Origin of the sequence: Chitinophaga niastensis (assembly GCF_003014755.1) — a bacterium.
GTDB lineage: Bacteria > Bacteroidota > Bacteroidia > Chitinophagales > Chitinophagaceae > Chitinophaga > Chitinophaga niastensis.
Genome location: NZ_PYAW01000002.1, coordinates 372,384 through 385,282 on the forward strand (window position 1 = coordinate 372,384; position 12,899 = coordinate 385,282).

Consider the following 12,899-nt stretch of genomic DNA (forward strand, 5'->3'; position numbering starts at 1 on the left):
CATTTGTTATTATTGGTAGCGTTTTGTTGACCCAATCACATCGACTATCAGCCTGATCTTTTATTGTTAAACCCGATCTTCAGATGAAACAGTACTTGTTGACCTTTGTTGCTATGCTGTTGATAGCTATGCTATCCGCGCAACCCTTCATCGTGCCCATTGGAAGAAACCCGGGCATCGGTACCTATAGTCGTCATTTCCAGGATGTAATGACCGCCTGGACAAACCCCGCCGGGTTATCCTGTTTGCCGCTGCTCACCGCAGGTATTTATGCAGAAAACAGGTTCCTTTTAAAGGCTACTCCGCTGTATGTTGCCATGATTGCAGTTCCTGTACACACAGGTGCTTTTGGTTTGAGCCTTGCACGCTTTGGCAATACGGCCTATCACCAGCAAAAAATCAGTGCTGCTTACGGGCTCCCCTTAGGACGGAAAATAGGTATCGGACTGCAGCTTAATTATGAGGCAATCGCTGTACAGGGATTCGGTACATCCGGTATGCCCGGCTTTGATGCCGGATTGTTATGGCATATGAATGAAAAGCTGCACACCGGATTACATGTGCTCCGATCCGCCTATATGCCGGTAGTATACAGTGCCGGCGTGGGTTTTGAAGCCTCTCCTGATTTTTTACTGACTGCAGAAGTGATGGGTACAGGTACAAATGACATTTATATTAAAGCGGCTACTTATTACAGGATCGTACAGTCGTTGGCGTTACAGCTGGGTGTGGCTTCCAGACCACCGTATAATAATGCAGCTGTCATCTTTCATGTACATGCCCTGCAAATAGCTGTAGCAGCCAGTTTTCATCCGCAATTAGGTATCACGCCTTCAACTACACTCATATGGCAACTATCTTCACAGCCGGTAGCAGAATAATTTGTTGTGCCCTGTTGTTGTGCATATGCCTGGAAACAAAGGCCCGACAGCAGGAGGAGCCGCTGCCGGCTATTATGGAAAGTAACCTGGAAAATGAAACAGCCGGTACGGATGTCGTGTCAGAAGATGATGCGCAATGGCAGCGGTTAAATGCATTGGCGCGACATAAAATTCCGCTGAATGTGGCTGATGAAGCCACATTGCAGTCGCTCGGTTTATTAACGCCTTTACAGATCAGCAGCTTTATGAGCTACCGCCGTTTATTGGGCGATTTGCTCAGTATCTATGAATTGCAGGCCGTGCCTGGCTTTGAGCCGGAAGTGATCCGGCGTATTTTGCCTTATGTAAGCGTAGGCAACGACCTGGAGCCGCATTATACGCTGCACGATTACCTGTATAAAGGAGATCATGTGTTACTCCTGCGTTATGGGCAACCACTGGAAAAGGCCAGGGGATATTTGCACACAGACAGCACCTTACCTTACTACCACGGGAGCCCGGGAAAACTGTTTATGCGTTACCGTTATAGTTTTCCCCGTTATGCCAGTTGGGGCGTGGTGATGGAAAAAGATGCAGGTGAATCTTTTTTTAAAGGTGCGCAAAAGCAGGGATTTGATTTTTATAGTGCGCATGTTTTTATAAAAAATTACAGGAAGATAAAAGCCTTCGCCCTGGGCGATTACACGATTAACTTTGGTCAGGGCTTACTCAACTGGCAATCACAAGCTTATGGAAAAGGAGCAGCGGTGATGCAGATAAAAAGGGAAGGAGAGGTGTTGCGGCCGTATACTTCCGCCGGCGAATTTTATTTTTACAGAGGCGGTGCTATCACACTGCAGCAGGAAGCCTGGCAATTAACTGCGTTTGCATCATACCGTAAACTGGATGGCAGCGCAGATACCTTAATGGATGAAGTTACTGCTACGTCACTGATCAGCAGCGGTTATCATCGTACTACCGGTGAAATAGCAAAACGCGGTATCATACAACAGCTGAGTGCCGGCAGTAATATTCGCTACATCGCCCGCCGCTGGCAGCTTGGCGGCAATGTTATCTATCATCATTTTTTTCCGGTTATTCAAAAAGTAGTGGTGCCCTATAATCAATTTGATTTTAACGGAACGCAGTTACTGGGTGCCAGTATTGATTATGCAGGTAGCTGGAAAAATGTACATTTATTTGGAGAAGCAGCTGTCAGCAATAATGGTAAACCAGCTATTGTGCAGGGATTGCTCACCAGTGTAGCCCCTGCAGTAGATATAGCTATCGTATATCGTTATTACGATATGGCCTATCAGTCGCTGTACGCTAAAGGTTTTGGAGATAGTTACCGCACGGCAAACGAAAGTGGTTTTTATACTGCATTCACAGCAAAACTAAATGCCCGTCTGAGGCTGGATGCATATGCAGATATTTTTCATTTCCCCTGGCTGAAATACCGTACCAATGCACCGGCAGACGGAAAAGAATTTTTTTTGCAAAGCACTTATTCACCAAACAAAAAAACAACTGTATTGCTGCGATACAATTATCGTCAAAGCAGTGAAAATACATTGTTGCCGGAAAATCCTGTAAAAGTATTGATGCCGGTATCGTTAACGCATATACGAATACAGTGGAGTTTACAGGTAAATAAGCAGTTCGGCGCTAAAACAAGGTTGGAATACAGCAGGTCCCGGAAAGTAGCAGGGGTGCAGTATGGCTGGATGATATACCAGGATGTGAATTACCGGTTTAAGCGTATACCCTTTACCGTGAATGGCCGAATTGCCTGTTTCCGGACCGGTGGTTATGATGCGCGTATCTATGCGTATGAAAGTAGTGTGTTGTATGAAAATTCAGTAGCGCAGTTGTATGGCAGTGGATGGCAGTATTTTGCAAATATAAAATGGAAAGTGAATCACCGGCTTTCTTGCTGGCTTCGTGTGCATCAGACACTTTATACAGGTGTAAAGCATATTGGAAGCGGGGCTGAGGCTATTGATGGGAATAGAAAAACGCTATTTCAGTTGCAGGTACAACATTTTTTTTAAGGGAATTATGCAATTAAACTTTACAAGTGATTATTATTTTAAAAATTAAAATGTTGATTGTCACTTGATTGATTCTTAAATGCAACATCCTGTTAAAATAATGTTAAGCGGAAATGATTTAGCATTCTTTTTTTTTCTAACTTGTGGTTATCAACCGAAATCTAAATTTATATTGCTTTATGAGGGAGTCGCTTCTACAAGGCCATGAGCCTGGGATGTTGGCCCGAAAACCCGCTAATGATTTTTTACAAGGAATAGTTTTTATTGTTAGTACTGCTTGTATAGCGTAAGTGCTGACTCAATCAGTATTTAATTTTACCAGACCCTGGTTGCTGATATTATTTGCCAATTGAATGATGTAGACAGCCGACAGTTGCCTATTGATGATTAGCCTGATTTGTTACTAAAATAAATTTATTATTTCTTCTACCGAAACCTGAATTTGTTTATGAAAAAAGAGTTACTCCTTTTTGCCATGCTTCCTGATGTGGTAACCTAGTGCCAGGATTGATTCTAACAGCGGAAGGTTACACGCGCTGTAAATGAATGATCATTATATGTTTTTATTGTTTGTATCATACGTGTGCTGGAGCTAATGTTAGTAATCCAAACAATATTGCTGTGCCATAAATTTCGCGGGCTATATCAACAGTAGAAGATAGCGCAATACACCTGCCTGTCAATACTGAACTATGCATATTAGCGTAACTAATTTTTATTTATTTTTTTTCAACCAAAATCTGAAACTTTTATGAAAAAGGTGCTACTCCTTTTTGCCATGCCTATGGCAGTTGTCAGCCTTGCCTACTCGCAGCAGCGGCAGGTTACAGGCACTGTAAAGGGAAGTGACGGCAACACAATCTCGTTTGCCACCATTCAAATCAAGGGAACCTCTACAGGTACCACCGCTAATGCCAGCGGCTTTTTTCAACTGGGTATTCCTGGCGACAAAACTATTCTTATAGTGAGAAGTGTTGGGTACAAAACCCAGGAAATTAGTGTAGGAGGTAATTCCACGCTGTCGGTATTACTTGTTTCAGATAATACGAATCTGCAGGAAGTAGTAGTAACGGGGTTAGGTTTATCAAGAGAAAAGAAAACTGTTGGTTATGCCACTACTAATTTTGCGACAGAGCAAATTAACAGAGTAGCGCCTGTGAGTATGATGGATGGCTTGTCCGGTAAAATTGCCGGAGCAGAAATATCTACTACCAGCGGTGCTCCCGGAGCTTCCAATAAGGTTATCCTTCGTGGTTATTCTTCTCTGCAGGGAAGCAACCAGCCATTGTATGTAGTGGATGGCGTACCGTTGAATAATGATCGTCCCGGATCCACAGACATCAAAGGATCTAATGTCATGGGTGGCTATGATTTTGGTAACAATGCCAATGATATCAATCCCAATGATATAGAAGCTATCAGCATACTGAAAGGAGCCGCTGCTACCGCTATCTATGGTTCCAGGGCTGCGAGTGGTGTGGTATTGATTACTACAAAGAAAGGTAAAAGTGGTAAACTGAAAGTTGATGTGGCATCTTCTGCTAACTATTCTAAAGTAGGAATGCTGCCTACTATGCAGGATCAATTTGGTCAGGGCTGGGGTGGAACTTTCATCCTCTCAGAAAATGGCAGCTGGGGTCCGCGTTTAACTGGTGAAGACAAGAAATGGGGTTCCATCGTAAATGGAGAGCAGCAATCAAAGCCATTTTCTTTTGTGAAAAATAATGTGCGCAACTATTTTACTACAGGAAAAGAGTATAATAACACTGTTTCTGTGAGTGGTGGCAATGAAACCTCCACCTTCCTGCTTTCTTATGGAAATGTTTATAGCGATGGCGTATTACCAACAGATGCAGATTCGTATAAACGTAATACTTTCTCTGTAAGGGCTACTACAAAGTATAATAAATTTTCTGCTTCCGCGTCTTTCAACTACGTAAATAAAGTTGCAAAAGCAGCGTCTACCCGCAGTGAGGCCGGATTGGGATCTTCATTGTTTGAAGATATCATACAGATCCCGGTAGATATGGATATCTCTAAATTCAAGGATTACAAAGGGAAGTTTTATAATGTAGATAACTATTTTACACCGTATGCGGAAAACCCTTATTACTCGCTTTATGAAAACGGTAATAATCTTAGAAGCAATCGTGTATTTGGTAATATTGGTTTAAAATATGCTATCAATGATTGGTTAAATGCAGAATGGCGTGTTGGTGCAGACATCACCAATAGTGGTTCTAAAACCTACAAAGCTAAAAACAGACCTAGCGCCGGAAGCTGGAATGATGGTGCGAACGTAGAAGGTCAGACAAGACAGGAAGATGTAGGCTATGTACGTGAGAATAGCGATTACAGGGGAGAGTACAACTCCGACCTTATGCTCACCTTAAATAAAAAATTAAATGCTGATTTTACCCTTGACGGAGTAGCAGGTTTTAACTTAAACCAACGTGAAGGAAAAATATTTAATTCTTCGGTGAAAGGACTGACCATCCCGGGATTCTACGTTATCTCCAATTCCCCTAACACACCAATTTCAAGCACACAGGAATTTGTCCGCAGATTATACGGACTTTATGCACAGGCTACATTCGGCTTTCGGGAGTACCTGTTCGTAACCTTAAATGCACGTAACGACTGGTCCTCTACCTTGCCAGATAAAAGTAATAGCTACTTCTATCCGGCGGTGAATGCTGCATTTATTTTATCTCAGGCACTGAAATTGGATCCAAGTGTGATTTCTTATGCCAAACTACGCGCCAGCTGGGGCAAAACGGGTAATGATGCATTACCGTACCTGACCAAAACAGTGCTGAATACCGGACAAGTTGTAAGAATTCCTTTTGGAACATTGGATTTCCCTTTTAATGGTATACCCGGGTATACTGTAGGGGATAATATTGGTAATCCTGATCTCAAACCTGAAATCAGTTCTGAATATGAAGTAGGGGGTGAATTAAAACTTTTCCATAACAGATTGGGTTTTGATGTGGCATTCTACAACAAACTAACCAACGGTCAGATCCTGGCGGTGCCTATTACACCCAGCTCTGGTTATTCAAGCATTACCCAGAATTTTGGTAAAGTAAGAAACAAAGGAATAGAGCTCTCTGCTATGGTAGTACCGGTTGAAACAACCAATTTTTCCTGGAATATCAACTATACGTTTGCACGTAACAAAAACATTGTAGAAGAATTACCGGCAGGTTTAGACCAGGTGGTATTGAATAGTGTTTATGATGCAAAATTTGTAGCCCGCAAAGGACAACCATTAGGTGTTTTTTATGCACCGGTAGCTGCTACTACACCAGATGGGAAAACAATTGTGGATGCAAAAGGGTTGCCGATAGCAGCACAGACTGACGGCTACTATGGCACATCACAACGCGATTTTACGATGGGCCTTGTGAATACTTTCCGATATAAAGATTTCACACTGGGCTTTTCTATTGACTGGAGAAAAGGGGGAGTATTTTATTCCGGTACTGCTGATCTTACTTATTTCGTAGGAAACGCTTATCAAACCACCTTTAATGACAGAAGAGCTTTTGTGATACCCAACTCTGTTCAGCAGATAGGTACAGATGCGCAGGCTAAACCCGTTTATGGAGAAAATACGATCCCGATAACAGATGATAATTATGATGCTTATTGGTATCACACTACCAACAAGGGAGATGCTTACAAACAAAGGATCATCGATAAAACTTTCCTGAAACTTCGTGATATCACGCTTTCATATAATCTGCCAACTTCTGCAGCCAGAAGGATTGCCGCCAATAACCTCTCGCTTACTGTATTTGCACGCAATCTTTTTATATGGACGCCATCAGGCAATACTTTCATTGATCCGGAAGTATCCAACTATGGTAATGATCTGAACAGTGAATTGGGTGAATTCAGGTCCATGCCTAGTACTAAATCCTATGGTGTTTCCCTGAAGGTATCATTCTAATCTTCTAAATTTTTGATATCATGAAAACGAACAGTAATAAATATATACTTATCATTCTTTCAGTGGTAGCTGTTTTTAGCTTCTCCTGTAAAAAAGCACTGGATATAAACGAAGATCCCAATAACGCACCGTTGGATAAAGCCACACCTTACGTATTGTTTCCTCCTGCAACCTTGTCTACTGTAGGCCGCATTGGTACTGATGGAGCGGTAATAGGTGGTATCTGGGGACAATACTGGACACAGAGTAATGCTTCCAACCAGTATAAAACAATTGATGCCTATAATATTCAGCGCGGAGATTACAATGACTTGTATACACAGTTGTTCTCCGGTGCACTGCAGGATTATAGCCTGATGTTGAAGTTGTGTGACAGTTTACACGATAATAACTTCGGCCTGATGGGAACGGTTATGAAAGCCTATACTTACCAGGTATTGGTAGATCTCTATGATCAGGTGCCTTATAAGGAAGCATTTGGAGGACTGAATCAGCTACAACCCAAATTTGATGACGGCTACAGTATCTACGAGTGGCTGCTGGCTGATTTGAATAAAGCATTGGCAAAAGACCTGACAGTACCTATTTTAGCGGAAAACCAGCCGCTTGATATGGTCTATCGGGGCGATATGACCAAATGGGTGAAGTTCGCCAATACCCTGAAGTTAAAAATGTACCTGCGTATGGTCAACGCAAAACCAGCGGAGGCAACAGATAGTATCAAAAGCCTGATTAGTAGCGGAGCAGCCTTTCTTACAGACGTGGACGCTTCGGTAAGTAATTTTAAAAATGCCCCGGGTCAGGATAATCCTTTGTATGAATCCAATATAAGGGATCTGAATACTACTACAAACATCCGTGCCAGCAATACCATGCTGCTATGGTTGCAGAAAAATAAAGATACCCGGATACCGAAAATTTTTAGAGCCGGATCCGGATCAGGCGGTGTTTATTATGGTATTAACCAGGGAGATTATACCAGTATCTCACAAACCTATAACGTAGCGGCCACTTACAGACAATCGCCGTTAGATACTGTCTACATTATATCCAGGGCAGAAACTTATTTCATGCTGGCAGAAGTAAATGAACGCTATTATGCAGGCGCAAATGCCAAGGCGATGTATGACAATGGTGTGTTGGCGGCCTTTCAGCAACTTAAACTGAATGGCTCCGCTTTCATTGCTGCCGGGGGTGCTTATGAATATCCATCAGGCGGCACTTTCGACAAAAAACTGGAAGCCATCATTACACAAAAGTGGGCCTCTTTCCCAGGATGTCATGCGCTGGAAGGTTATCTGGAACAAAACAGGACCGGCTACCCTAAATTTAGCCCGGTATATTCTACTGATCCTGCTTATGTGCCTGGTCAGTGGGTGTATTCCCGCAACGGCGTTACCGGTGCAGGTAAGTTCCCCAAAAGGATGGTTTTCCCGGATGTAGAAAGAAGTCGCAATAAGAACACACCGGCGGAAGTTCCTATTTATCAGAAAGTTTGGTGGTCTTTATAATGTAAACGGACTTAAAATTATTTGCTATGATAACAATAATGCATAAACGATATCTCACAGGAATATTAATGGCAGCTGCTTTCGTCTTCTCTTTTTCTTCCTGCAAAAAAGAATTGCCTGTAGTTGGAAATACAGCTGTAGTAAAGATGGCAGGTACCTGGTGGGTAACCATGAGCCTGAATGGTGCGCCACAATTGGCAGGGAAACATGCTAAAATAAATACCTTTAATGCTACTGCTGATGACGGAAAAGAATTGTGGATACAGGATACAGGTGATCTGGGCTTCGGTTTCCAATCCAAGGCAAATGTAAACCTGGCTGATCTTACTTTTACGGCTACCAATGCAAAGGATGTTAACAGTGCTGCTACTGTTACTATTACTGCTGGTAAGGTTTTCACCGGGCAGGGTAAGTCAAAGGGAGGACATGTAACAGACAGTATCTACATGGAATTGCAGATATCTTCTAACCCTGGAAATAAGTATGTGGTGTCCGGTATTTTGCGTACAAAATTTGATGAAGACGACTACTAATTTCATTTAATATCCTGTTTCTAAAAAAAGAGGGCTCATTTGAGCCCTCTTTTTCTATTTTTGTACCGTTAAATCATATAACATGGAAAATCAGCATGAAGAACAGAATCAGCTTAATATAGAGTTGAATGAAGAAATCGCCGAAGGACAATACGCGAATCTTGCTATCATCACCCATTCTAACGCAGAGTTTGTAGTGGATTTTGTGAATGTGATGCCCGGTCTGCCTAAAGCAAAAGTCAAATCCCGCATAATACTTACCCCACAGCATGCCAAGCGCTTCATGAAGGCTATGCTCGATAATATCAAGAAATACGAATCTGTACACGGTGCCATCCAGGATCAGGAGCAGGTTTCTTTGCCGTTGAATTTTGGCGGTCCAACTGCTCAGGCCTAACTAAATACCAGATGGAACATATTTATTCTTATCACCATTTAAGGGAATTTACCCATGAGGTATTTATTCACATGGGTTGCAGCCTGGTGCATGCTGCATTAGCCAGCGAGGTGCTGGTATCAGCGGATTTACGCGGTATAGATTCACATGGCATAGCCCGGCTATCGGGATATGTGCGTTTATGGGAGGCTAAGCGTATCAATGCACGCCCCAACATCCGCATTGTCCACGAAACCCCCAGCACGGCTGTAGTAGATGGAGATGCTGGCTTGGGTCTTATAGTGGCGCCTTTTGCCATGGAATTAGCCATGCAAAAAGCTGCGGCAGTAGGCACTGGCTGGGTAAGTGTGAAAAATTCCAATCACTTTGGGATTGCAGGTTATCATGCCATGAAAGCGCTTGATCAGGATATGATAGGCATGGCTATGACCAACGCCAGCCCGCTGGTAGCGCCTACTTTTTCTACAGAACGCATGCTGGGTACCAATCCTATCGCAGTGGCGATTCCTGCAAAGGAGCAACCGGCTTTTGTTGCCGACTTCGCCACCACTACGGCTGCTAACGGTAAACTCGAAATTTTACAGCGTAAAAACGAGGAAGCCCCCTACGGCTGGATTCAGGATAAAGAAGGTAACCCAAGTAACAACCCTCATGAACTCAAGACTGGCGGGGCTTTGCTGCCTTTAGGCGGCGATCGTGAACACGGAAGTCATAAAGGGTATTGTTTGGGAGCAATTGTTGATATATTTTCGGCCGTTCTTTCAGGAGCCAACTACGGACCGTGGGCGCCTCCTTTTGTAAGTTTTCTGCCTTTGGCACCTGATCCGGTAGGAGAGGGACTGGGACATTTCTTCGGCGCTATGCGTGTAGATGCGTTCAGGCCGGCAGATGAGTTTAAAACAAACATGGACACCTGGATCAGCCGCTTCAGAGCCGCTACACCAGTAGCCGGCAAAAAAGTACTGATACCCGGAGATCCGGAAAGAGAAATGCAGCATCACCGGCTGGAAAACGGTATTCCCGTGATAGCCGCTGTGGTAAAAGATATGCAGGAAGTAGCTGCTAAATTTAAATTGAATTTTTAAATCTCAATCGTTCATATAAATCGCCGGGAATAAGGCCAGTGCTGGATTTCAGGTGCAAAGCAAAAACAAAACATTCAGATGAAAGTGTTAAAATTTGGTGGAACCTCCGTGGGAAAACCAGAGCGTATGCAGTCGGTATCGCAACTGATCACAGCAGATAATGATCAGAAAATTGTGGTGCTGTCCGCACTGTCGGGCACCACAAATTCTCTTGTGGAAATTAGTCAGTCACTGTCAGAAGGTAAGAAGGAACAGGCTAAACAGCAGATAGATAAGCTGGAAAATCATTACCGTACCTTTTGTGATGAGCTGGTGAAGCAGGAAGCCGGTCGTGCAAGTGCCAAGGCTGTTGTGGATGAACACTTTGAATTTCTGAATATCATACTCAAGATATCTTTCAACGAAGCGCTAAATAAAGATATTCTCGCACAGGGTGAATTATTATCTACCCGCCTGTTCTGCGTTTATCTCGAAGAAGCGGGTATTCCTGCAGTACTCATTCCTGCACTGGATTTCATGAGCATTGATGAATTTGAAGAACCTGAAATTCCAAAAATAAAAATCAAACTGGCTACCCTGATTGATCAGCATAAAGGTCAGTATATCTTCATCACCCAGGGTTATATCTGCCGCAACGCAAGGGGCGAAGTAGATAACCTGAAACGTGGTGGCAGCGACTATTCCGCGTCATTGATCGGTGCTGCTATCCAGGCTTCTGAAGTGCAGATCTGGACAGACATCGATGGTATGCACAACAACGACCCCCGTGTGGTGAAAAAAACTTTCCCCATTGAGCAGTTGTCTTTTGATGAAGCAGCGGAACTGGCTTACTTTGGAGCCAAGATCCTTCATCCTGCTTCTATCTGGCCTGCACAGCATTTCAACATCCCGGTGAAATTGCTGAACACTATGCAGCCGGAAGCAAGAGGTACCATCATCACAGAAATGCCTAATGGCAATGGCGTAAAAGCAATTGCTGCAAAAGATGGTATTATCGCTATCAAAATCAAGTCCAGCCGCATGTTGCTGGCATATGGTTTCCTGCGTAAGATTTTTGAAATATTCGAGAAATACCGCACTCCTATTGATATGATCACTACTTCTGAAGTAGCGGTATCTATCACGATCGACAACCAGCAATACCTGGATCAGATACTGAAAGAATTACAACCATTTGGTACCGTAGAACTGGATCATCATCAAACCATCGTATCTATTGTAGGTAACGAGGTGGCCGCTACTCCTTCTATCATTACCAAATTATTTGCTGCCATGGAAGAAATTCCGTTGCGCATGATTTCTTATGGTGGTAGCAGACATAATATCTCTATCCTGATCAATGGTCAGTTTAAAGAAAGAACCCTGCAGGTGCTGAATAAAGGATTGTTTGGATTAGAATAGCTATTAGCCTTTAGTCATTAGCTTTTAGTAAAATGCAGCGGAGATATAAGTAAAGCCTTCATTAAAGACTACGCTTATATCTCCGCTGCATTTTACTAAAAGCTAATGACTAAAAGCTAAAAGCTATTTCTTCAGCCGCTGGTCAAATAAAAACGGCTGCGTATTTATGATAGTAATATTTTCTGCATCCGGATGTAGCGGATTAAAGAGGTAGTTATATTCGTCTGCAATCACTACAGACGGGATTCTTAGCACCGCATATTTGGCGGTATCTATCCATTCATCACCTATGCATTGCAGCTCCGGTTCGGGGGCAAGGGATTGCCAGCCGGATGGCAGATCGTATTTTGTTAATACTTTGATGGCAATGTTATCCGGTATATGAATAGTAGCAATACAGAAATCCTGTACTATATTTTTCAACGGAATATGCACCAGTACTTCCAGCGCTGATAGCGCCCTGCTGCCGGCAGTGTACACAATGGAGTGTCCCGGACTATTCCAGCGGCCTCCGTAAAGACGCGCACCTGTTCCACTCAGATCATTGATGTAAGCGCACTTACTGATCCTGTATACTTCCATGTCTGGCGATTCGTTTATTTTTTATGCAAATAGGCCATGCTCAATTCGTCCCAGCTCATCTTGAATAAGCTGAAACCCAAAGGTGGTGTCTAAAAGCGAAATAGGAGTTTGATAGTTGAAGGCAGGTAATGGTGTTCTCATCCATTCCTTGAAGTTTTCGAGCTGACCGAATACTTCTGTGCCCCGTTGGTAAAGCTGGGATAGCAAAATGGCCCGCTCTGACGTGTCGGCAGAGAGTTTGGCATCATCTGCATAACGCTGTAAAGTTCTTTCTGAAACGTGCAGCACTTGCGCGAGTTCTGACAAAGAAAAAGAAAGCTGACGGCTCAGATTTAATAAAGCCGTTTTAATGATCCCACTACGGGAAAGCTTTATAAAATCGAAGTAGCCACTCCCTATAATATAAGCAGCACCCGGCTCTTCTACTATCATCAATGCATTTTCCTGCACGCGGTATCCTTTTATATGTTTCATAAAAATCCCGACATTTGTCGCAAAAATACAACATTTTGTCTTAA

10 protein-coding genes are annotated in these 12,899 nt (G+C 43.2%); 8 read left to right on the top strand and 2 right to left on the bottom strand.

Annotated features, from left to right (window positions below; translation table 11 throughout):
* The first annotated feature begins 83 nt into the window (after positions 1 to 83).
* The 8 genes from CLV51_RS10125 to CLV51_RS10160 all read left to right on the top strand — a co-directional run bounded on the left by CLV51_RS10125 (position 84) and on the right by CLV51_RS10160 (position 11,799).
* Entirely contained in the window at positions 84 to 881 is a 798-nt protein-coding gene (locus tag CLV51_RS10125; RefSeq protein WP_106527922.1) for a hypothetical protein, read from the top strand.
* A complete protein-coding gene (locus CLV51_RS10130) occupies positions 848 to 2,914 on the top strand; it encodes a ComEA family DNA-binding protein (protein WP_106527923.1) in 2,067 nt (688 codons plus the stop codon). Before CLV51_RS10125 ends, CLV51_RS10130 begins: the two co-directional genes overlap by 34 nt.
* Before the next feature lie 751 nt (positions 2,915 to 3,665).
* A complete protein-coding gene (locus CLV51_RS10135) occupies positions 3,666 to 6,872 on the top strand; it encodes a SusC/RagA family TonB-linked outer membrane protein (RefSeq protein ID WP_106527924.1) in 3,207 nt (1,068 codons plus the stop codon).
* Positions 6,873 to 6,892: 20 nt separating this feature from the next.
* Entirely contained in the window at positions 6,893 to 8,383 is a 1,491-nt protein-coding gene (locus tag CLV51_RS10140) for a SusD/RagB family nutrient-binding outer membrane lipoprotein (protein ID WP_106527925.1), read from the top strand.
* 26 nt (positions 8,384 to 8,409) lie between these two features.
* Positions 8,410 to 8,916 (top strand): lipid-binding protein, encoded by a 507-nt coding sequence (locus tag CLV51_RS10145; RefSeq protein ID WP_106527926.1) that lies wholly within the window; start codon positions 8,410 to 8,412, stop codon positions 8,914 to 8,916.
* Between the two features lie 82 nt (positions 8,917 to 8,998).
* Entirely contained in the window at positions 8,999 to 9,313 is a 315-nt protein-coding gene (locus tag CLV51_RS10150) for a DUF3467 domain-containing protein (protein ID WP_106527927.1), read from the top strand.
* Positions 9,314 to 9,324: 11 nt separating this feature from the next.
* On the top strand, positions 9,325 to 10,398 hold the full coding sequence (locus tag CLV51_RS10155; protein WP_106527928.1) for an Ldh family oxidoreductase: 1,074 nt from the start codon (positions 9,325 to 9,327) through the stop codon (positions 10,396 to 10,398).
* A gap of 78 nt (positions 10,399 to 10,476) precedes the next feature.
* Complete coding sequence (locus tag CLV51_RS10160) at positions 10,477 to 11,799, top strand: aspartate kinase (RefSeq protein ID WP_106527929.1); 1,323 nt, start codon at positions 10,477 to 10,479, stop codon at positions 11,797 to 11,799.
* Between the two features lie 123 nt (positions 11,800 to 11,922).
* Here the strand turns inward: CLV51_RS10160 and CLV51_RS10165 are convergent, their stop codons facing one another.
* Both CLV51_RS10165 and parS read right to left on the bottom strand, forming a co-directional pair.
* The gene (locus tag CLV51_RS10165; RefSeq protein WP_106527930.1) at positions 11,923 to 12,381 is read right to left on the bottom strand and encodes an RES family NAD+ phosphorylase; all 459 of its coding nucleotides are present in this window, start codon (positions 12,379 to 12,381) and stop codon (positions 11,923 to 11,925) included.
* 21 nt (positions 12,382 to 12,402) lie between these two features.
* On the bottom strand, positions 12,403 to 12,855 hold the full coding sequence (gene parS, locus CLV51_RS10170; RefSeq protein ID WP_106527931.1) for a type II RES/Xre toxin-antitoxin system antitoxin: 453 nt from the start codon (positions 12,853 to 12,855) through the stop codon (positions 12,403 to 12,405).
* Between the last annotated feature and the right edge of the window lie 44 nt (positions 12,856 to 12,899).